The sequence below is a fragment of the Ochrobactrum sp. 19YEA23 genome, assembly GCF_029909865.1.
GTDB classification, from domain to species: Bacteria; Pseudomonadota; Alphaproteobacteria; order Rhizobiales; family Rhizobiaceae; genus Brucella; species Brucella gambitense.
Window position 1 is genome coordinate 71,276 of record NZ_JASAMQ010000005.1, and the last position, 21,837, is coordinate 93,112.

The window sequence follows — 21,837 nt, forward strand, 5'->3', positions numbered from 1 at the left end:
CTCTTGGGAAATGGACAATATCGGACAAACAGCTATTTGCGGTTCGCATTTGCTCGTTTATTCAAACATTCTACTGCACTCAATACTAATTGGGGTTAATTGAGTGCGGGCAGCTTAGAGCGCATCCCGAAAAGTGTGAAACGGTTTTCGGAAAAGATACGCGTTAAAATAAGGAACTAGAGCGCCGATCTGATCCAATCAGATCAAAAAGCGCTCTAGGCAATTGGGGAGGAACCGGATGAGCCAGCACGCTGAAATGCCGACGCACAAGACGGCACATCGCGAAGCAACTGAAGCCCAGTTTACAACCCATGACGGTACATCGCTGTTCTATCGCGTTTGGCCCGCCGCATCGGCACGACCGAAAGGCGTGATCGTCCTGCTGCATCGCGGCCACGAACATAGCGGACGTGTTGCACATCTGGTCGATGAACTCGGCCTCGATGATTTCGCCTTTTATGCGTGGGATGCTCGCGGCCACGGACGTTCGCCCGGCGAACGCGGCTTCTCGCCGTCCTTTGGCGCTTCAATCCGCGATCTCGACAGCTTTGTCGCGCATATACGCGAAGAAACCGGCGCTGCCGTTGAAGATGTCGCCATTGTCGCGCAGAGCGTGGGCGCGGTGCTTGCCGCCGCATGGGTGCATGACTATGCGCCGAATATTCGTGCGCTGGTGCTGGCCTCGCCCGCCTTCGACATCAAGCTTTATGTGCCTTTCGCCAAGGAAGGCATTGCGCTGTGGCAGAAGCTGAAGGGCACGTTCTACGTCAATTCCTACGTCAAGCCGCAGTTTTTGACCCATGATCCTGAGCGGATCGAATCCTATCGCACTGATCCCCTGATCACGCGCCCCATTGCCTCGCATATTCTGCTGCAGCTTCATGAAGCGGCAAAGCGCGTGGTGGACGATGCCCGCGCCATCACCGTGCCGACGCAGCTTCTGATTTCCGGCAGCGATTTCGTGGTGCGCCCGACACCCCAGCATCGCTTTTTCGAAAATCTCGGCAGCCGCATCAAGGAGCGGCATGTGCTGAAAGGTTTCTATCACGATACGCTGGGCGAGAAGGACCGCAAGCAGGCCATCGACAAGATCAGGACCTTCATCGACCAACGCTTTGCCGAAGAGCCGCAGCGCGCCGACCAGACCGAAGCGCATACTACTGGCTATACGCGCGATGAAGCCGACCGGCTTTCCAGCCCGTTGCCGCTGCTGTCGCCGCGCGGGCTTTACTGGGCTTCGACCCGCTCCTCCATCGCCTTTGGCGCGCTTTTCTCCGAAGGGCTGAAAGTGGGGCAGCGCACGGGCTTCGATTCCGGTTCCACACTCGATTATGTCTATGAAAACGAGACACGCGGGTTTGGCCCTGGCGGCAAACTGATCGACAGGCAGTTTCTCGACGCCATTGGCTGGCGCGGCATCCGCCAGCGCAAGGTGCATCTGGAAGAGCTGATCGGCAAGGCGCTGACACGCCTGAAAAGCGAAGGCCGCCCCACCAATATCCTCGATATCGCCTGTGGCCATGGCCGCTATGTGATCGATGCGGTGGCGCGTGCGGGCATCATGCCCGACAGCATTCATCTGCGCGATTATTCGCCGATCAATGTGGTTGCCGGACGCAAGCTGATTGCAGATCGCGGGCTGGAGGCCATTGCGCATATGGAAGAAGGCGATGCCTTCGACGCGGAAAGCCTCGCCACCGTCGAACCCCGGCCAAATCTGGCAATCGTGTCGGGCCTTTATGAGCTTTTTGCCGACAATGCGCTGATTAATCGCTCGCTATCGGGACTGGCTCGTGCGCAAAAGCCAGGCTCCCTGCTGATTTACACCAACCAGCCATGGCATCCGCAGCTTGAAATGATCGCCCGTGCGCTGACCTCGCATCGTGGCGGCGAGGCGTGGATCATGCGCCGCCGCACACAGGGCGAAATGGATCAGCTGGTGGAAAAGGCCGGTTATCGCAAGCTGGAACAGCGCATCGACCAATGGGGCATTTTCTCTGTTTCAATCGCCGAACGCATCGGAGAGCCGGACGCGTGACAGCAGCATTGGGGGGAATCGACAGTTCATCGCGGCGGCCGGTCATCCGGCGCGCCATTCTATGGCTGTTGTTTCTCGGTCCCTTTTTCTACCTGACCTATGGCACCGCCAACTGGCTCGCTTCGCTGCGTGGCGACGTTCCCAATCTGGCGCTTGGCTGGGAAAGCCGCGTACCGTTCATTGCCTGGAGCATCGTGCCCTACTGGTCGGTCAATCTGTTCTACGCCATTGCGCTTTTCGTCAATGAAGGCCCCGAACAGGTGGACCGTCTGGCAAAACGTTATCTGACGGCGCAGATCATCGCCGTCATCTGCTTCGTTGCATTTCCGCTGACCGCGACTTTTGTGAAGCCCGAGACGTCAGGGCTGCCGGGTTTCATGTTTGATGTGCTGGGCGGTTTCGACAAGCCGTTCAATCAGGCGCCTTCGCTGCATATCGCTCTGTTGATCGTCATCTGGGACCAGATGCGCCGCATCATGAGCAGCGGCTTCCGTATCGTCTGGCATATCTGGTGCCTGCTGATCGGCCTGTCGGTGCTGACAACCTATCAGCACCATGCGGTCGATATTCCGGCAGGGGCACTGCTTGGCTTTTTCGTGCTCTGGCTGTTTCCGCGCACCGGCCCATCACCGCTCGCCGGGTTTCATCTGACTGACAATGCAAAAGCGCGGCGTCTCGGCAGTTATTATCTGGCGGGCGCGCTTTTGTTACTCGCGCTTGGCGTCTATGGCCTGAGCCTGACCGGCTATGCGATTTTCGGGTTCTGGCCAGCCCTTGCACTGGCCATCGTCACGGCAGGCTATTTCGGTGCGGGTCCGGACGTCTTCCAGAAACGGACCGACGGCACGGTCAGCCTCGCAAGCCGCTGGCTGCTCGCACCCTACCGGCTGTTTGCGCGCCTCAATGTCCGTTTCTGGACGCGCAAATTGCCGCCCAATGTTGCTTTGACCGACACTGTGTTTCTCGGTCGCTTTCCCTCGAAAAACGAAGCCCGCGCCTTCACGACCGTCATCGATCTCACTGCCGAAATGGCCGCGCCGTCCGGTGTGGAAAACTGGAAGAGCTTCTGCTCCATGGACCTGCTGCCGCCGTCGCCGGAAAAGCTTCGGCTCGCCGCCGATGCTGTCGAAGCCGCCCGTCATACAGGCCCGGTCCTGATTTGCTGCGCGCTTGGTTTCCAGCGAAGCGCAACCGTCGCCGTCGACTGGCTGGTGCAAGCCGGGCATGCGACGAGCGCCCGTGAGGCCGAAAACCTCATCCGCGCCAAGGGCTGGCCGCTCCGCCTGCACTCGCATGAGGTGCGGGAATGATCTCTCCAGCCGCACATAGCGCCAAAGCCTTGCGCAGCCACGCCTTTATCGGGCTTGGCATCGCGATTATTCTGATCGGTGCAGCGCCGTTCCTGCGCGCGCAGCACGACCTTGCCTTCTGGCTGATCTGGCCTGTGTTGTTGGCAAGCACATTGATTGCGCTGGGTATTGCCGCGCATCTTCTGTTCGACGCCGCCCTGTTTCGGATGATCGCCGCTGGTGACGATGAAAAGGCAGCCCTTGCTGAGGTCGATTCCATTCTGGAACGAATGGGCCTGCGCGCAAAACAACCGACCTTGCGCCCGCTGTCGAACCGCATTGCGGGATCGCGCCGCATTGCCCGGCGTCTCAATCTTTTTCTCGGACTGGCTATCGTCCTGTTAAGCCTGCTGGCGCTTTTGCCGCCGGGCGCGGAGTTCTGACATGCGCACCATCATTCGTCATCAGGTGCAATCTTTGTTCGGCTCGTTGCTCGCCATCCTGTCACGCGGCATCACCGGCGTGCGCCCTATCTGGAGCGGCACGGGCCCCTCGCGTAACCAGCGCATCTATTATGCCAACCACACCAGCCATGGCGATTTCATCCTGCTCGCCTCCTGTCTCAATCAGGAAGAACGGGCGCGCACCCGCGCCGTGGCGGGCGCAGATTATTGGCGCGCCAATCGCGTGCGGCAATTCATGGCCGAAGTGCTGCTGCGCACGGTTCTGGTTGAACGGAACTGGGTGGAACGCACGCAAGACCCTATGGAAGTGATGCTGACCGCGTTGGCCGATGGGCATTCGCTGATCATTTTCCCGGAAGGCACCCGCAACATGACGGACGAGCCGCTGCTGCGTTTTCGCTCCGGTCTCTACAATCTCGCGCTGGCGCGGCCCGATGTCGAGTTCGTCCCCTGCTGGATCGAAAACATGTCGCGCGTGCTGCCGAAAGGCGCCGCCCTGCCGGTGCCTTTGCTGTGCCGCGTCGTTTTCGGTGCGCCTGTGCAGCTTGGCGACGGCGAGGACCGCAAGGATTTTCTGACGCGAGCCCGCCAGCAACTTCTCGATATACAGCCCAGAAACGGGAACCGCCCATGAGCGAAACAACCCAATTATTCATCGGCCTCATGGGCGTTCTGGGAACGGCGAGCATCGTCGCCGCCGTTCTGTCCTGGCGCGCGCCGAAGCCGCTTTCATCCACACTGGTCAACCTCAATGCCCGCATCAAGGCATGGTGGATCATGATCGCGGCCATGTGCATCGCCTTCCTGTTTGGGAAAGGCGGCGTGATCATTTTGTTCGCGCTCGTATCCTTCGCATCGCTGCGCGAATATGTGACGCTGACCCAGACCCGCCGCAGCGACCACCGCATCCTGCTCGGCATGTTCCTGCTGGTCATTCCGGTGCAATATTATCTGATCTGGATCGAATGGTATGGGCTTTATTCGATCTTCATCCCGGTCTATTGCTTCCTCGCCATGCCGGTGCTGACCGCGCTTTCCGGCGATACATCGCGCTTTCTCGAACGCATCAGCGAACAGCAATGGGGCATCATGCTGTCGGTCTATTGCATCAGCCATGTTCCGGCGCTGATGACGTTGGATATCCCCGGCTATGACAGTGAAAAACTGCTGCTGATCGCCTTTCTGGTCGCAACTGTGCAGGGCAGCGACGTGCTGCAATATGTGTTCGGCAAACTGTTCGGCAAACATCGCATCGCGCCGAATATCTCGCCATCCAAGACCTGGGAAGGCTTTGTCGGCGGTGTGGCCAGCGCATCGCTGCTGGGTGCAGGACTTGCCTGGCTTACGCCTTTCTCACCGCTTCAGGCGGGTGCGCTGGCAGCGGTCTCTTGCGTCATGGGCTTTTTTGGCGGGCTGGTGGCCTCGGCCATCAAGCGCGACCGGGGTGTCAAGGATTGGGGCCACATGATCGAGGGCCATGGCGGCATGCTCGATCGCGCCGACAGCCTCGTCTTTTCAGCGCCGGTGTTCTTTCACTTCGTGCGTTACTTCTGGACGTGAGGGCTAGGAAGCTTGCCGGCTCAGCCAATCGTTGAGTTCGGCTTCCGCGCGTTCCAGCGCACTGTAATTCAACAGTTTGCGCAACAGCGCCACGGTCACGGCGCGGGCGCGAAAATTGAACCGTCCCTCGTCGGTATCGCTCTTTTCCTGATAGACGCCGAGCTTTTCATAAAGCTGCTGCAGGCGATTTTGAACGCTGCGCAAAGACAGATTGCGACGGCGCGCAATCATCTTATCCGTCAGGCCCAGCGCAATATCGATCAGGATTTCATATTCGCTCTCAGTAAAGCCGCTGGCGTGGCTGAGGCTCTTCTGCTGCAGGCCACGAACTTCCCGGTCGACGACACATTGCGCCTCAACGAAAATGCTGCGCAGCGCCAGCCGTAGCTTGTCGTCGGAAGCCGATTTCAGCACATAGCCATAGGCCGCACCTTCCGGCACGATGCGCGACACACCGCGCACATAGGCCTCATCGGCATAGTTCGACCAGAACAGGATGCGGGTTTCGGGGTTTTCCTTCCAGATGGTGCGCGCCGCCTCGATGCCGTTGCGACCGTTCATCTGCAAATCCATCACGATATGCGCGTCGCGATGCTGGCGCGCCAGTTTCTCGCCCGCCGACCCGTTTCCGGCCTCGAATATGTCGCTGCATTCCGGCAGTGCTGCCCGTACCGCCTCGCCCAGATAAGTGCGATGCAGCGGGTCATCCTCAACGATCAGAACCTGCATCACTCTCTCCATTCATCGGTTTGCACATTTCCGGCGGCAAAAGAACCGTTACACTGGTTCCCGGGCCTGTCGCATTTTTGCGGATGGCGAAGCCCGCCGAAATCAGCCGCGCACGGGTGCGCATATTGTCGATGCCGTGACCCAATGTGAGTTCGGGCGTCAGTTCCACAGCCGAACCTGGACGCTGGGCCGGACGGTCGGTGCCGATACCGTTATCGATCACTTCCACCAGAAGCCGCCCGCCCCTGTCGCTCAGCTTCACCCGCAATTCGCTGGCATGAGCATGGCGGATGACATTGTTGATCGCTTCCTGAACGATGCGAAACAGCGATGTCGCGACCGTTTCTTCCAGCCTGTCGGCCATGCCGTCGCTCTGGTCGTCCAGCGTCCATTCAATCGCGGCATCGCTGTCGCGCACCGAACGGTCGAGATGGTTTTCCGTGGCCTGAACGAAACCGAATAGCTGGAGAATGGAGGGCTTGGCCTCCTCGATGATCTGTCGCAAATCGCGCATGCAATGCTGGAGCCCGCGAAACAGCGGCTCTAGCTGTTCGCCGGAAAGATCCGGCGCGCGGGTGAGCCGCTCGACGTGACGAGCAAGCCGGGTGAGATCGGCCAGCGTCTGATCATGCAAATCCATGCCGATGCGGTGCCGTTCGGTTTCCAAGGCCTCGGTCAGTTTCAGCGCGCCAGACCGCAAGCCTTCCTCGCGGGCGCGGGCTTCCGTTTCCACGATGGCCGAACGCTTGGCCTGCTCGGCAGCGCGAATGGCAAAAAAGTAAGGCGCCAGGAGGTCGGCGATCGACTGCCCGTTCTCCACGTCGCGCATGGAATAGCAGGCAGGTGTCAGGCTGGAACAGCTCAGTGCACCGATGATATCGCCCTGCGCCTTGAGCGGAACATGGACGCGGCCCTTGAGATCATGCTCGATGATCGGGCTTGAAAAAGAGCCTTCGAAATGAAACCGCGGATCGGTGCGCGCATCGTCAGTCAGGAGATAACCCGCCTCGCCCGACAACAGCGTGCGGATCGGACTGCCAGACAGAAGCGCTGGCGGATTGCGGCTCCAGGCGGTCGCAATACCGGCCTCATAGGCAATGTGAAACTTGCCATCGAGCATCTTGATGCAGACGTCGAGATGGTCATAGGGCAGGATGCAGGCAATCTCTGCTGCCACCGCCTGAATGATGGAATCGAAATCGAGCTGCCCCGCCAGCAGCCGGGAAATGTTCAAATAGTGATCAAGGAGGTTTTCAGCCTGCCCGTGATCGTGCTTGCTATCCTGCTGTCTGGGCGCGAGTTCGGCCAAGCGTTTCTCCTCCAAACGCAAGTTACTCTCATCTTTATGAGACTTAGAGCCTGAATCAAAAAGCGGCATGTGTGTGCGAAAATGATGATTTTCGAGTACCGGAGCGGAGCGTACTTTTGGGTACGTGAGCACCGGAATGCAGAAAATTGCCATTTGCAGCCACACAGGGCGACTTTTGGAACAGGCTCTTATAATAAGACGCGCCCTCCTTGGCGTGTCTTGCGGGAAACCGCAATTTTGCTGCGGGAACCCGCAGCTCAGTTGCTGCATTCGGCCTTCACAGACCGCGCCGCTTCTTCCATCTTCGCTTCACCAGAAAATTGCCCGCAAGACAAGAGTGAAATCACGTCAATTGCGGTTGGTGCCGTTGAGGAGCGGCGGTGCGGGAGGCTTCGCACCATACTCAATTTCAACGAACCGAAGCGCCGGGGCGCTGCGGGGCGGAATATTTGCAACCGGGAGGAAAGAATGAAGCTTGGGAAAATCCTTTTTGCGTCTGTAGCACTGGCAGGCGTTTTTGCGGCAGGCAGCGCGCTCGCCGACACTTCATCGAAGAAGATTGCATTCTCGAACAATTACGCAGGTAATTCCTGGCGTCAGGCCATGCTGGAAAGCTGGGACAAGATCACCAAGGAAGCCGTCAAGGCTGGCGTGGTGGCTGCCGCCGATCCGTTCACGACCGCCGAAAATCAGGCGACGGAACAGGCCGCCCAGATCCAGAACATGATCCTGCAGGGCTATGACGCCATCGTCATCAATGCCGCTTCGCCGACCGCTCTGAACGGCGCAGTCAAGGAAGCCTGCGATGCCGGCATCACCGTCGTTTCCTTCGACGGTATTGTCACCGAGCCTTGCGCATGGCGCATCGCAGTCGATTTCAAGGCCATGGGCGAAGGCCAGATCGACTATCTTGCAAAGCGTTACCCCGATGGCGGCAACCTGCTTGAAATCCGCGGCCTCGCCGGTGTTTCGGTCGATGACAATATTCATGCCGGTATCGAAGAAGGCGTGAAGAAGCACCCGAAGTTCAAGGTTGTCGGTTCGGTCAACGGTGACTGGGCTGCCGACGTTGCGCAGCGTGCTGTTGCCGGTATCCTGCCGAGCCTGCCGAAAGTCGACGCTGTCGTAACGCAGGGCGGCGACGGCTATGGCGCTGCACAAGCCTTTGCTGCCGCCAAGCGCGAAACGCCAACCATCATCATGGGCAACCGTGAAGACGAACTGCAGTGGTGGAAGCAGCAGAAAGACGCCAACGGCTATGAAACCATGTCGGTTTCGATTGCACCGGGCGTATCCACGCTGGCTTTCTGGGTCGCACAGCAGATTCTCGACGGCAAGGAAGTGAAGAAGGACCTCGTCGTTCCGTTCCTCAGCGTCAGCCAGGAATCGCTCGACAAGGATCTGGCCAACACCCAGAAGGGTGGCGTTGCCAATGTCGAATATGCGCTGGAAGATGCGCAGAAGGTTATCGACGCCGCGAAATAAGCGGATCGGCCTAAAACATGAGGGGCGAGTTCATCCTCGCCCCTTCTTTGTCCCTTTACTTTGACGCCTTTCCGACGGCCTAGCCCTTTGCTGGCTTCGCCGGAAACGTCCAATCGTTAGTTGAGTGTATGACAGAAACAGCAGAGAAACAGGAGGTCGTCGCCGCACGCAATATTCGCGTGCAGTTCGGTGCGGTAAAAGCACTGGATGGCGCCGAACTCGTGATCCGCGAAGGCGAATGTGTGGGACTGGTCGGCCATAATGGCGCTGGCAAATCCACCATCGTCAATGTCATCAATGGCGGGCTTTCCCCGCATGAGGGCAGCATTTCCTATCATGGCGAAGCGGGACATGGCGTGGCAACGGCACGCAAGCATGGCATTCGCTGCGTGTTTCAGGAATTGTCGCTGTTTCCAAACCTCACCATTGCCGAAAATGTCCGCATCATGCAGCGCGACTTGACCGGCGCGAGCTGGCGCGGCAAGGCCATTGAACTGATTGCAAAAAAGCTCGACGAGATTTTCCCCGGCCACAAGATCGACTGCACTTCCACCATCGATGAGCTTTCCATCGCCGAACGCCAGATGGTCGAAATCGCCATCAACTTCACCGCGCCCGGCACTGCGCCAAAGCTCGTCATTCTCGATGAGCCCACCTCCTCGCTCGACGCAGGCATTGCTGCGCAGCTGATGGCTTATGTGCGCCGCTTCGTCGGCACTGGCGGCTCCGTTATCCTGATTTCGCATATGCTGGGCGAAATTCTCACGACTTCTGACCGCATCGTCGTGATGAAGGACGGCAAGGTCGTCGCCAACCGTGCGGCCAGCGACTTCACCAATCGCAGCCTCGTCGAAGCCATGGGCAGCGTAGAGCGCGAAAAGGCTGCGCGCCGCGTGGTGAAAACTGACGCGAGCGGCACACCCGTTCTGTCCTTTGCCAAGCGCACCAGCGACATCAAGCCGTTTCAGGCATTCAAGGGCGAAGTCATCGGCCTCGCCGGTCTCGCCGGACACGGGCAGACCAAGATGCTGCTCGATCTTTACTATGCACGGCGACCCAACTGGGTGCCGGCCCGCACATGCGAAATCGCGTTCGTGGCGGGCGACCGCAGTCTCAACGGCACCTTCCCGCTGTGGAGCATTCTGCACAATCTCACCATCGGCTCGCTGGACCGGCTGTCGTCGGCAAAGCTCGTCGACCAGAAGCGCGAAGACGCGCTCGGCGGCCAGTGGAAAGACCGCATCCAGATCCGCACGCCGGATATGGGCAACCGCATCCTGTCCCTTTCGGGCGGCAACCAGCAGAAAGTACTTTTTGCCCGCGCGCTGGCGACCAGCGCCAACGCCATTTTGATGGACGATCCGATGCGCGGCGTCGATGTCGGCACCAAGCAGGAAGTCTATGAAATCCTGCGGCATGAGGCCGAAAACGGACGCACCTTCGTCTGGTACTCCACCGAAATGGATGAAATCGAACTTTGTGACCGTGTCTATGTTTTCCGCGACGGCGCTATCGTTGCGGAACTGACCGGCGAAGACATTACGGAAAAGAACGTGCTTGCAGCATCTTTCGCCATGTCGTCTGGGGGAGGTCACGAATAATGCGCCTTTCCTCTTCCTCCATCCGCCTGCTGACGCCGGTATTTTCGCTGGTCCTGCTGCTTGCCGCCGTCTTCTACATGCAGCCGCGCGCCATGAGCTATACGGGGCTGAACCTGCTGTTCAATCTGGCAGTGCCTATCGCTCTGGCGACCATCGCCCAGATGCTGATCATGGCCGTCAACGATCTCGACCTTTCGATGGGAACCTTTGTGAGCTTTGTCGTCTGCGTTGCGGCGACCTGGCTCAACACGGCTCCCCTCATTGGTGTGCTGATCCTCGCAGCCGCAATCGCCGCCTATGCGGCTCTCGGCGCAATCATCCATCTGCGCAATCTGCCTTCCATCGTCGTCACACTGGGCATGAGCTTCGTCTGGGGCGGCCTGGCCGTTCTTCTCCTGCCCTCGCCCGGTGGACAGGCGCCGGACTGGGCGCGCTGGATCATGACGGCCAAGCCGCCTTTCATCCCGATGGCAATCGTCGCCAGCATCGTGATTGCTATCGTTACGCATTTCATCGTCATGCGCTCGACATTCGGCGTGCTGATGCGCGGCGCGGGCGGCAATACCCGCTCCATCGAGCGCGCAGGCTGGTCGGTCACCGCCATCCGCGCTGCGACCTATGCGCTGGCCGCCTTCTTCGCCGTGTTGGCCGGGATCGCACTGGTCGGCCTCACCACCTCGGCGGATGCCAATATCGCATTGCGTTATACGCTCCTTTCCATCGCGGGCGTCATTCTGGGCGGCGGTGAATTCGTCGGCGGACGCGTTTCCCCCATCGGTGCCGTCATCGGCGCGCTGACGCTGACGCTTGCAGGTTCGTTCCTCTCCTTCATGCGCATTTCGCCGGACTGGCAGATCGGCGCGCAGGGCGGCATTCTCATCGTGGTGCTGGCATTGCGCCTCTTCCTCAACCGCCTCGAAAAGAGGGAGAAAAAGCAATGAACGCCATGTCTGTACTCACCAGCCGTCCGTGGATATGGTCGTTTATCGCGACCGCCGCGGTGTGGATCATCACCATCCTGTTCACAGGAGGTGCCGGCGCGCACGGGCTTTCCCATGCAGCCTTCACTTTCGCATCCTTTTCGGTGATCGTCGGGCTGGGCCAGATGTTCGTCATCACGCTCGGACCCGGCAATATCGACCTGTCGGTCCCGGCCAACATGACGCTCGCCGCCACACTGGCGTTGAAACTCATGGATTCGCAGGACGGCATGGTGCTGGCAGGCCTCGCCGTCGCCATACTGATCGGCCTTGCCATCGGCATCTGCAATTACGCGCTGATCAAGCTCCTGCGCATTCCGCCCATCATCGCCACCCTGTCGATGAGCTTCCTGATCCAGTCGACCGCCATCTGGAGCAATCGCGGCCTGCGTGTGAAACCGCCGGAAAGCCTTTCGCAATTCACCACCGCCTCCACGCTTGGCATTCCCAATGTCGCCATCGTGGCGCTGATCCTGTCGCTGATCGGCTGGGTGCTTTTGAAAAAGAGTATCTATGGACGCTGGATTTCGGCAATCGGCCAGAACCCCTTCGCAGCCCGTATGGCAGGCGTTCCGGTCGATGGCACCCGCTTCGTCACCTATCTGCTCTGCGCGGTACTCGCCTCGCTCTGCGGCTTCCTGCTGGCCTGTTTCTCGGGCGGCGCGGCGCTAAATATGGGCGCGGAATATCTCTTGATGTCGATTGCTGTCGTCATCATCGGCGGTACGGCGGTTGCGGGCGGCGATTCCAACATCCCCGGTATTTGGGGTGCCGCACTCTTCATGTTCCTCATAGTCTCGATGCTCAACACCTACGGCTTCGGCGCCGGTGTTCGCCTCGTGCTGACTGGCGTCACCATCATCGCGGTGATCTTCCTCGCCAGCAGCCGTCGGGCAGAGCGTTAAAATTTCTCGGAGTATCTTCCTTGTCTCAGACTGTTTCGATCTACGAAATCCACGACGAACGTTTCAAGCAAATGATCGTGCCGAGCGCCGATCTGGACGAACTTTACGGCGGCTGCCGCTGGGCGGAAGGCCCGGTCTGGTTCAACGACCTGAACTGCCTGCTGTGGAGCGATATCCCGAACCAGCGCATCCTGCGCTGGGTGCCGGGAAGCGAAATTGAAGGCGAAGTTGGCGGCGGCGTTTCGGTATTCCGCAACCCGTCCAATTTCTCCAATGGCAATACGCGGGACCGCGAAGGGCGTCTTGTCACCTGCGAGCATGGCGGCCGTCGCGTCACGCGCACAGAGCCGGATGGCAGCATCACCGTGCTGGCCGACAGCTATCAGGGCAAAAAGCTGAATGCGCCAAACGACGTCATCGTGCGCTCGGATGGCACCGTGTGGTTCACCGATCCGACCTACGGCATTCTGGCGGATTATGAAGGCTACAAGGCCGATCCGGAACAGCCATCGCGGAATGTCTATCGCCTCGACCCGAAGACCGGCGAACTCGATGCCGTCGTCACCGATTTCCACCAGCCGAACGGGCTGGCTTTTTCGCCAGACGAGACGAAACTCTATGTCGCCGACAGCGCCTATAGCCACGACGAGAACGCACCACGCCACATCCGCGTCTTCGACGTTGTGGAGGACGGCAAGCGCCTGACGGGCGGCAGTGTGTTCTGCACCATCGACAAGGGCCTGCCGGACGGCTTCCGCTTCGATACGGACGGCAATCTGTGGACCAGCGCGGGCGACGGCGTGCATTGCTTCTCGCCGGAAGGCACGCTTCTCGGCAAGATCAAGACGCCGCAGACGGTTGCCAATCTGACATTCGGCGGCCCGCGCCGCAACCGCCTGTTCATCGCCGCCACGAAGTCGCTTTATGCGGTCTATCTGACCGTAACCGGCGCGCAATACCCCTGATCTGGTTGTTGTCAGCCCATCAAAACAAAACCGCCGGAGTTTAGAACCCCGGCGGTTTTGTTTTGGACTATTGCAGGATTATTCCCACTCGATGGTGCCGGGCGGCTTCGAGGTCACGTCGTAGACGACGCGGTTGATGCCGCGGACTTCATTGATGATGCGGGTAGCCGCATTGCCAAGGAAGTTCATGTCGTAGTGGTAGAAATCCGCCGTCATGCCGTCGACCGAAGTCACCGCGCGCAGTGCGCAGACGAATTCGTAGGTGCGGCCATCGCCCATCACGCCCACGGTCTGAACCGGCAGCAGAACGGCGAAAGCCTGCCAGATGGCGTCGTAGAGGCCAGCCTTGCGGATTTCGTCGAGATAGATCGCATCGGCTTCGCGCAGGATTTCCAGCTTGTCGCGGGTAATGCCGCCCGGGCAGCGGATGGCAAGGCCCGGACCCGGGAACGGGTGACGGCCAATGAAGCTGTCCGGCAGGCCGAGTTCCTTGCCGAGCATACGCACTTCGTCCTTGAACAATTCGCGCAGCGGCTCGACGAGCTGCATCTTCATGCGCTCTGGCAGGCCACCCACATTGTGGTGCGACTTGATCGTGACCGAAGGGCCGCCTGTGAACGAAACGCTTTCGATGACGTCCGGATAAAGCGTGCCCTGCACGAGGAAATCCGCGCCGCCGAGCTTCTTGGCTTCTTCTTCGAACACTTCAATGAAGAGACGGCCAATCGTCTTGCGCTTCTTTTCCGGATCGCTTTCGCCTTCCAGCTCACCGATGAAACGGTCGGCTGCGTCCACGAGGATCAGCGGCAGGTTATAATGTTCGCGGAACATTTCCACGACCTGCTGCGCTTCGTTTTTGCGCATCAGACCATGATCGACGAGAATGCAGGTCAGCTGGTCGCCAATGGCTTCATGTGCCAGAAGGGCTGCAACAGACGAATCCACGCCGCCGGAAAGCGCGCAGATAACCTTGCCGCTGCCAACCTGCTTGCGGATTGCCTCGACGGCCTGTTCGCGATAGGCGCCCATCGTCCAGCCCGGCTTCACGCCGACAATGCGATGAACGAAATTCTGCAACAGCTTCGCGCCGTCCGGCGTGTGCACCACTTCCGGGTGGAACTGCACGCCGTAATATTTGCGCTTTTCATCGGCAATGGCCGCGAAAGGTGCATTCGGCGAGGTGCCGATGATGGTGAAACCGTCAGGAAGCGAGGTGACGCGATCACCATGGCTCATCCAGACCTGATGGCGGGTGCCCTTGGCCCAGATGCCAGCGAAAAGCGGACTGTCTTCCTGCACGTCGAGGAAGGCGCGACCGAATTCGCGGTCATGGCCGCTTTCAACCTTGCCGCCCAGCTGGGCGCACATGGTCTGTTCGCCGTAGCAGATGCCAAGAACCGGAATGCCCTGGTCGAAGACCGCCTGCGGCGCGCGCGGCGAGCCGATGTCGGTCGTCGAATGCGGGCTGCCCGAGAGGATGACGCCTTTCGGCTTCAACCGCTGGAATGCCTCTTCCGCAGACTGGAACGGGACGATTTCGCAATAGACATTGGCTTCGCGTACACGTCGCGCAATCAGCTGCGTGACCTGGCTGCCAAAGTCGATGATCAGGATTGTGTCAGGATGTGCCGTGGTGCTCATGTGCAGCATCTATTTAAAAAGTGGTGAGGATGCAATGTTTATGTGGTGGGCATATACGGATTATATGCGCTTCCCTCAACAGCGCAGTGACAGGAATGAGGCCTATCCTGACACACCATTGTCAGGAGGTGGCAAAAGTCCACCGGCAATCGCCGCTTCCAGTTCTTCGACCGCAACAGCCATTTTCTCGTCGATGACATGCAGATATTGCGTCCAGTCGCCGACATGATGCAGCTCATCCGCACCGTCGGAAATGCCGCGCAAGCCGTATAAGGGCACGCCATGAATCTGGCAGGCGCGCAGGCAGGCGAATGTTTCCATGTCCACCATATCCGCATCGATGGTTTCATAGACCTTGCCGGACACCACATTGGCGCCAGTTGATAGCGTGGCGCTGGCGAGGCCTTCCACCTGATATGGCAGCTTGATCATCTTCGGCAGATCGAGAAATGGCGTCAGCCCCTTCTCGAAACCAAGCGGCGAGGCGTCCATATCGCGATAGGAAACTGCGGAAACCTGAAACACTTCCGCCTGCGGCAGTTTCGCTGAACCCGCCGAACCAAGCGAGACCACGAGATCGGGCTGCTCGTCATCGCGTTCCATGCGGAACAATGCGCGGGAGAGGTTGATCGCCGCCTCAACCGGGCCGACGCCGATCATCAGCGGATCGAAGAGCTTGGCCAGATGACGCCCATATTCGGCGTCGGCAGCCATGACATAAAGCAGGCGTCGTCCGGCAACGGTCTTCAACATCCCTGTAGCCTATCCTTGCAAACCTTTGCGATCCTGCACGACCATCATCGTGCCGGTCATTGTAGCAATGAGACGAACTTCCGTATCGGTTACGGCAAAAGCCTGCCCGTCGCTGACCATGATCGTGCGGCCGGGCTTGGTGACCTCGCCGCGAAACAGGAAGCGTTCGCCCTTGCCGGGCGCAAGCAGATTGACCTTGAATTCGATGGTCAGCACCGCAGCCTCGGCGGGCATCAGCGTCAGTGCTGCATAGCCGCAGGCAGAATCGAGCGCCGCAGAAATCATGCCCGCATGCAGAATGCCGTGCTGCTGCGTGAGTTCCTCGCGGAACGGCATTTCCACTTCGACAATACCGGGTTCGCATCGCGTCAGCTCTGCGCCGATCAGTTTCATGGCGGCCTGCCGCCCGAAACTTTCCTCGACGCGTTCCTTGAAATCCGGTTCGGCTATGCGATGCGCTGACATTTATTCCCCGTTGTCTTAATTCGCTTTCTTCATGACACTTACATAAAACCCGTCCGTGCCGGTGGACAATGGGGAAAACACACTGCCATGCGATGGAAACACCGGTTCCGCGCCATCGGCGTCCGTCACGACGGACTGCCACAGTGCTTGCGCGGGCATTTCCGTGAAATCAGGATTGTCGGCCAGAAAGCGCGCGACCTGCCGCGTGTTTTCTTCGGCAAACAGCGAACAGGTGACATAGGCCAGACGCCCGCCCGGCTTCACATAATGCTTGGCCGCTTCCAGCACTTCCTGCTGGTCCTGAACCCGGCGTTCGAGCTGCTGGTCGTTGAGACGCCATTTCGCATCCGGTCTGCGCCGCCAGGTGCCGGAGCCTGTGCAAGGCGCATCAGTCAGCACAAGGTCCATATGACCTGTAAGCGGGTCGAGCGCATCCAGATTGCCATGCACCTGCGTGTTGCGCACGCCAGCGCGTTGCAAGCGCTCATGCATGGGCGAAAGCCGCGCACGCTCCGCATCATAGGCATGCACCTGACCCTTGTTCTGCATGGCTGCCGCAAGTGCCAGCGTCTTGCCGCCCGCACCGGCGCAATAATCGAGAACCTGCTCGCCGGGTTTGGCTCCGGCAAAAAGTGCAGCAAGCTGCGAACCCAGATCCTGCACTTCGAACCAGCCATCGAGAAAGGCCTGTTCGCCCTGCACATTCGGATGACGGCCCAGCGCTTCAATCGGCGGAATGCGCAATGCCTGCGCCAGAAATGGCGCGGGAGCCGCACCTGCCTTTTCCAAGGCTGCGAGCGTCTGTTCAGGCTTTGCTTTCAGGCTGTTGACGCGCAGATCGACCGGCGGACGCGTGGCAAGCGCCTTGCCTTCCTCGACCCAGCGTTCACCGAAAAGCTCGCGAAGCGAAGCGGCGCACCATTCCGGCACGTCGGCCTGAACATAATCCGGTGCGGCAGTGCTATCACGGCTTTCCCATGCGATACGGCGTGCCTGTTCCAGCGTTTCGGGCGCAAACTTGTCGCCATCGAGTGCCGCGTCGATGGCTGCAATATCCATGCCGCCATCGGCCAGCAAAGCGCCAAAGGCCAGCGCGCGCGCATCGTCGGCGTCCATGCGCCATGCGATGGAAAGCTTACGGCGCAGTGCGTCATAGACGATGTTGCCGATCACCGCGCGGTCGCCCGCGCCTGCGAAACGATGAGCAGAACCCCAGTCCTTCAGCACATCGGAAGCCGGGCGTTTGCCCGCTTCGATATCGCCCAGAACCTCGATTGCCGCCTGCAGGCGTCCACCAAGCCGCATTGCTTCTCCTTAATAATTAGCTTTCACGGCATAGCCTTCCTTGCAGGCAAAAGGCAATCGCCAAATCAAAACAAAAGCCGGAGCGCGAGGCTCCGGCTTTTATGCGCTTCAATTGAAGCGAGTTTGCCTTACATGCCGCCCGGATAGTTCGGGCTTTCACGGGTTATGGCGACGCCATGCGAATGGCTTTCACGCAGGCCCGCATTGGAAATGCGCACGAAGGTTGCCTTTTCGCGGAACTCTTCCAGCGTCTTGGCGCCGACATAGCCCATCGAGGCGCGCAAGCCGCCAGCAAGCTGGTGCAGCACAGCCGAGATCGGACCCTTGTAAGCGACCTGACCTTCGATGCCTTCCGGCACGAGCTTCAGCTCGTCACGCACTTCCGCCTGGAAGTAACGGTCTGCCGAACCGCGCGCCATAGCGCCAACCGAACCCATACCGCGATAGGATTTGAACGAACGACCCTGATGCAGATAGACCTCGCCCGGGCTTTCTTCCGTACCGGCCAGAAGCGAACCAGCCATGGCAGCGACAGCACCGGCGGCAAGCGCCTTGGCGAAATCGCCCGAGAACTTGATGCCGCCATCGGCGATGACCGGAATGTTCTGCTTGTGGGCTGCTTCCACCGCCGACATGATGGCCGAAAGCTGCGGTACGCCGACGCCTGCAACGATACGCGTGGTGCAGATCGAGCCCGGTCCGATACCGACCTTGACGGCATCCGCACCGGAATCGATCAATGCCTGCGTACCGCCTGCGGTGGCGACATTGCCAGCCAGAATGGCGACATTCGGATAGGCCTTCTTGATGCGTGCGACGGCATCGAGAACGCGCTGCGAATGACCATGCGCCGTATCGACAACCAGAAGATCGACGCCTGCTTCGATCAGGCGTTCGGCGCGTTCATAACCGTCTTCGCCAACGCTCGTGGCGGCAGCGGCACGCAGACGGCCCTGCGCATCCTTGGCGGCATTCGGGTTGAGCTGCGACTTTTCGATATCCTTGACGGTGATCAAGCCAACGCAACGGCCCTTGTCGTCAACGACGAGCAGCTTTTCGATGCGGTGGGCGTGGAGAAGACGCTTGGCTTCTTCCTGATTGACGTTTTCGCGAACCGTGATGAGGTTTTCGCGGGTCATCAGTTCGTAGATCTTCTGGGCTGGATCGGAGGCGAAACGCACGTCGCGATTGGTCAGGATGCCGACGAGACGGCCCGGACCCTTGGCGGCGTTTTCAACGACCGGAATACCGGAAATGCCATGCGCCTTCATCAGTGCCTGCGCATCGGCCAGCGTCGCATCCGGGCCAATGGTGACCGGGTTGACGACCATGCCGGATTCGAACTTCTTGACCTGACGAACTTCTTCGGCCTGACGTTCAGGCGTGAGATTGCGGTGGATGACGCCGATGCCGCCTGCCTGCGCCATCGCGATGGCGAGACGGGATTCCGTCACCGTGTCCATGGCGGCGGAGAGAAGCGGCAGGTTGAGTTCGATATCCTTGGCGATCCGGGTGCGCAGATCGACCTGACCCGGCATGACTTCGGAATGGCCCGGCTGCAGGAGCACATCGTCAAATGTGAGAGCGAGAGCGCCGGTGGGCGATTCCACGATTTTTGCCATTGCCAATTCCTTTGAATAAGAAAAGCCGCCTCTCCGGGATACGTCCGGGAGCAGCGACAATCAGGGTTTACTTGGTTGAATTGGCACCGGCTGGTAACACGGTTATGACCAAATGGGAAGCCTTTAGGTTACAAGTTTCAGTTACCGCTAAGAATTTGCGTGATAGACCACAAGTCAATTTCAATGCCGCCCGCAGAGGTGAGCAAGGGGAGATGATGCGAAAGTCGTATAAGCGCGTCCCGCTGATCCGCCGTTCCAGAGTGATGTGGATGTCTCCCCGGCTCTGGAAACCTCGGCTCGTTTTCTGGTGCGGCGCGCTTGCCATCGGGATTATCAGCGTCGGCTTTGCAGAGGCGGCCGACATTGCGCAGAACTGGTTCAAGGCGCTGACGGATGGTTCCGGGGGTAGTTTCTGGCGAGCCTGGCTGCCGCTCGTCATCACCCCGGTCGGCTTCATGGCCTGTTCATGGATTGCCATCGCCTGGTTCCCGAATTCCGGCGGCAGCGGTATCCCGCAAGCCATCGCTGCGCGGCATCTCGACGATCATCAGGATCGCTCCATGCTTCTCTCGATCCGGATTGCCACCGGCAAGATTGTGCTCACCGTCGTGGGCCTTTTCTGCGGCGCATCCATCGGGCGCGAGGGCCCCACCGTGCAGATCGGCGCGTCGATTATGCTGCAATCGGCGCGGATCGGCGGCATGGAACAGGCGCGCGGATTGATCCTCGCCGGATCGGCAGCGGGCATCGCCGCGGCCTTCAACACGCCGCTTGCCGGAATTGTTTTCGCGATCGAGGAAATGGGCCGTGCCTATGCCGCGCGCACCAATGGGCTGGTGCTTTCGGCGGTCATTCTGGCCGGTCTCGCCTCGCTCGGTCTGGTGGGCAACTACAATTATTTCGGCATGACGACGATTACAGCCACGACCGGCAGGGATTGGGTTCTGGTGGTCGCCTGCGGCGTGATCGGCGGGGCGTTCGGCGCGGCTTTCAGTGCGCTGGCGCTCGATCTCGGACGTCGCGTGCGCCGCCATGTGCAGAAGGTTCCACTGCGCAACGCGGTGTTGTTTGCCGGTATTTGCGGGCTACTGGTTGCGATCATCGGCATCGCTTCGGGCGGTGCGACTTTCGGCACCGGCTATGTTCAGGCGCGGGGCGCGGTTGAAGGCACGGCACTGCCGCCATTTTACTTTGTCGAAAAATTCGTCGCCGGTCTGCTCTCGATGATATCGGGCATCCCGGGCGGTATTTTCGCACCATCGCTTTCGGTCGGCGCAGGCCTCGGCAGCACCATCGGCCTTGTGCTCGGCACCAGCGCAAGCCTGGCTGCCGTGCTGGGCATGGCGGGCTATTTTGCCGGCGTCGTTCAGGCGCCAATGACGGCCTTCGTCATCATTCTCGAAATGACCGGCAATCATAACAATGTCATTCCGCTGATGTGCGCCTCGATGCTCGGTTACGGTACGGCGCGGCTTATTTCCAATGAGCCGCTCTACCACGCCCTGTCGCGCAACTTCGTGGCGGATGTGCTGCGCCAACGGCGCGCACGCGAAAAGAATGCGCTTTCGGAGTGAAGCGTCAGATGGAGGAGAAAACTGTTTATGGATCGCAGAACATTCGGCAAATCGCTTGCGGGGCTGGGAGCAATGCCCTTTGTCGTTAGCGCGGCAGCGGCAGCGAGCACGGGAGGAAAGAGCATGCTGGAACTTATGGGCGGAAGCATTTCGGATGTACCGGGGATCAAGCTTGGCCATCACACACTGACCAAGCGCCCGACCGGCTGCACGGTTCTCTTATGTGAAGAAGGCGCTTCGGCAGGCGTCGATGTGCGCGGCTCCGCGCCCGGCACCCGCGAGACCGACCTTCTCGATCCCATCAATTATGTGCAGCAGGTACAGGCCATTCTCCTGTCCGGCGGCAGCGCCTACGGGCTTAGCGCCGCAACTGGCGTGATGCGCTATCTGGAAGAAAACAAGCTCGGTTTCAAGATCGGCAACGGCGTGGTGCCGATCGTGCCCGCGGCGATCCTGATGGATCTCGGCGTCGGCGATTTTTCGATCCGCCCCGATGAGGAAGCCGGTTATCTCGCCTGCAAGGCGGCCAAGGCGGAAGCTTCCGGCGAAGGCAATATCGGCGCTGGCGCTGGCGCGACGGTCGGCAAGATGTTCGGCAAGGATTTTGCCATGAAGGGCGGGCTTGGCACGGCAAGCTACAAGGTGCCCGGCACGGAAATCGTGGTAGGCGCAATCGTCGCCGTCAATGCGGTTGGCGATGTTTATGCACCAAACTCGCGCCAGATCCTGGCCGGTGCGCGCAGCGAAGATGGCAAGGGCTTCCGCAATACGATGCAGGCCATCATGCAGGGCCATGGCGTGGTCAAATCCGGTGGCGCCAACACGACCATCGGCGCGATTGCCACCAACGTACCGTTCAACAAGGCGGAACTGAAGAAGATCGCAGGCATGGCTCATGATGGTTTTGCGCGCACCATCAACCCGATCCACACCATGTGGGACGGCGATACGATTTTCGCACTCTCGACCGGCAAGGCCAAGGATGTTGAAGCGGACGTGACCGCCATCGGCGCAATCGCTGCAACGGTCATGGCGGATGCAGTCGCACGGGCGGTCGTTAACGCAGATAGCCTTAACGACTTGAATTTGCCCGCCTATAAGGATTATCACCCGCAATAGGATGCACATCTTGCACCATTGAAGGGATCGGTC

19 protein-coding genes are annotated in these 21,837 nt (G+C 59.7%); 12 read left to right on the top strand and 7 right to left on the bottom strand.

Features of this window, described 5'->3' with window-relative positions; all coding sequences use genetic code 11:
- Nucleotides 1-256 precede the first annotated feature (256 nt).
- The 5 genes from QBD01_RS14265 to QBD01_RS14285 are packed head-to-tail and all read left to right on the top strand — an operon-like array spanning nt 257 to nt 5,351.
- The gene (locus tag QBD01_RS14265) at nt 257-2,038 is read left to right on the top strand and encodes a bifunctional alpha/beta hydrolase/class I SAM-dependent methyltransferase (protein ID WP_392391420.1); all 1,782 of its coding nucleotides are present in this window, start codon (nt 257-259) and stop codon (nt 2,036-2,038) included.
- Nucleotides 2,035-3,348: a phosphatase PAP2/dual specificity phosphatase family protein gene (locus tag QBD01_RS14270; protein ID WP_280993344.1), complete on the top strand. Its 1,314-nt coding sequence runs from the start codon at nt 2,035-2,037 to the stop codon at nt 3,346-3,348. The genes QBD01_RS14265 and QBD01_RS14270 overlap by 4 nt, the downstream gene beginning before the upstream one ends.
- Nucleotides 3,345-3,770: a hypothetical protein gene (locus QBD01_RS14275; RefSeq protein WP_280993345.1), complete on the top strand. Its 426-nt coding sequence runs from the start codon at nt 3,345-3,347 to the stop codon at nt 3,768-3,770. Before QBD01_RS14270 ends, QBD01_RS14275 begins: the two co-directional genes overlap by 4 nt.
- Before the next feature lies 1 nt (nt 3,771).
- On the top strand, nt 3,772-4,425 hold the full coding sequence (locus QBD01_RS14280; protein ID WP_280993346.1) for a lysophospholipid acyltransferase family protein: 654 nt from the start codon (nt 3,772-3,774) through the stop codon (nt 4,423-4,425).
- Nucleotides 4,422-5,351: a phosphatidate cytidylyltransferase gene (locus QBD01_RS14285; protein WP_280993347.1), complete on the top strand. Its 930-nt coding sequence runs from the start codon at nt 4,422-4,424 to the stop codon at nt 5,349-5,351. Before QBD01_RS14280 ends, QBD01_RS14285 begins: the two co-directional genes overlap by 4 nt.
- 3 nt (nt 5,352-5,354) lie before the next feature.
- Here QBD01_RS14285 and QBD01_RS14290 read toward each other — a convergent pair whose 3' ends face one another.
- A complete protein-coding gene (locus QBD01_RS14290) occupies nt 5,355-6,080 on the bottom strand; it encodes a response regulator transcription factor (RefSeq protein WP_280993348.1) in 726 nt (241 codons plus the stop codon).
- Entirely contained in the window at nt 6,061-7,410 is a 1,350-nt protein-coding gene (locus QBD01_RS14295) for a GAF domain-containing sensor histidine kinase (protein ID WP_392391411.1), read from the bottom strand. The genes QBD01_RS14290 and QBD01_RS14295 overlap by 20 nt, the downstream gene beginning before the upstream one ends.
- Nucleotides 7,411-7,857: 447 nt before the next feature.
- Here QBD01_RS14295 and QBD01_RS14300 point away from each other — a divergent pair, with 447 nt between their 5' ends.
- From QBD01_RS14300 to QBD01_RS14320, 5 genes are all read left to right on the top strand, one after another.
- Nucleotides 7,858-8,874, top strand: coding sequence for an ABC transporter substrate-binding protein (locus QBD01_RS14300; protein WP_182521373.1), 1,017 nt, complete (start codon nt 7,858-7,860; stop codon nt 8,872-8,874).
- A 128-nt stretch (nt 8,875-9,002) separates the two neighbouring features.
- A complete protein-coding gene (locus tag QBD01_RS14305) occupies nt 9,003-10,475 on the top strand; it encodes a sugar ABC transporter ATP-binding protein (protein ID WP_280993349.1) in 1,473 nt (490 codons plus the stop codon).
- Nucleotides 10,475-11,416: an ABC transporter permease gene (locus QBD01_RS14310; RefSeq protein ID WP_280993350.1), complete on the top strand. Its 942-nt coding sequence runs from the start codon at nt 10,475-10,477 to the stop codon at nt 11,414-11,416. The genes QBD01_RS14305 and QBD01_RS14310 overlap by 1 nt, the downstream gene beginning before the upstream one ends.
- The gene (locus tag QBD01_RS14315; RefSeq protein ID WP_280993351.1) at nt 11,413-12,360 is read left to right on the top strand and encodes an ABC transporter permease; all 948 of its coding nucleotides are present in this window, start codon (nt 11,413-11,415) and stop codon (nt 12,358-12,360) included. The genes QBD01_RS14310 and QBD01_RS14315 overlap by 4 nt, the downstream gene beginning before the upstream one ends.
- 71 nt (nt 12,361-12,431) lie before the next feature.
- Nucleotides 12,432-13,325 (top strand): SMP-30/gluconolactonase/LRE family protein, encoded by an 894-nt coding sequence (locus tag QBD01_RS14320; RefSeq protein ID WP_280993570.1) that lies wholly within the window; start codon nt 12,432-12,434, stop codon nt 13,323-13,325.
- Nucleotides 13,326-13,403: 78 nt separating this feature from the next.
- Here the strand turns inward: QBD01_RS14320 and guaA are convergent, their stop codons facing one another.
- From guaA to guaB, 5 genes are all read right to left on the bottom strand, one after another.
- Complete coding sequence (gene guaA, locus QBD01_RS14325) at nt 13,404-14,966, bottom strand: glutamine-hydrolyzing GMP synthase (RefSeq protein WP_078338405.1); 1,563 nt, start codon at nt 14,964-14,966, stop codon at nt 13,404-13,406.
- Between the two features lie 102 nt (nt 14,967-15,068).
- Complete coding sequence (locus tag QBD01_RS14330) at nt 15,069-15,719, bottom strand: 5'-methylthioadenosine/S-adenosylhomocysteine nucleosidase (RefSeq protein WP_280993352.1); 651 nt, start codon at nt 15,717-15,719, stop codon at nt 15,069-15,071.
- A 9-nt stretch (nt 15,720-15,728) separates the two neighbouring features.
- Entirely contained in the window at nt 15,729-16,184 is a 456-nt protein-coding gene (locus tag QBD01_RS14335) for a PaaI family thioesterase (protein WP_078338159.1), read from the bottom strand.
- Between the two features lie 15 nt (nt 16,185-16,199).
- Nucleotides 16,200-17,489, bottom strand: coding sequence for an RsmB/NOP family class I SAM-dependent RNA methyltransferase (locus QBD01_RS14340; RefSeq protein WP_280993353.1), 1,290 nt, complete (start codon nt 17,487-17,489; stop codon nt 16,200-16,202).
- Between the two features lie 128 nt (nt 17,490-17,617).
- Nucleotides 17,618-19,111 carry an IMP dehydrogenase gene (gene guaB / locus QBD01_RS14345; protein ID WP_280993354.1) on the bottom strand — a complete coding sequence of 498 codons (1,494 nt, stop codon included), beginning with the start codon at nt 19,109-19,111 and terminating at the stop codon, nt 17,618-17,620.
- Nucleotides 19,112-19,326: 215 nt separating this feature from the next.
- On the opposite strand from guaB, the gene QBD01_RS14350 reads away from it, so the two are divergent.
- Complete coding sequence (locus QBD01_RS14350; RefSeq protein ID WP_280993571.1) at nt 19,327-20,685, top strand: chloride channel protein; 1,359 nt, start codon at nt 19,327-19,329, stop codon at nt 20,683-20,685.
- 27 nt (nt 20,686-20,712) lie between these two features.
- Complete coding sequence (locus QBD01_RS14355; protein ID WP_078338163.1) at nt 20,713-21,804, top strand: P1 family peptidase; 1,092 nt, start codon at nt 20,713-20,715, stop codon at nt 21,802-21,804.
- Nucleotides 21,805-21,837: the final 33 nt, after the last annotated feature.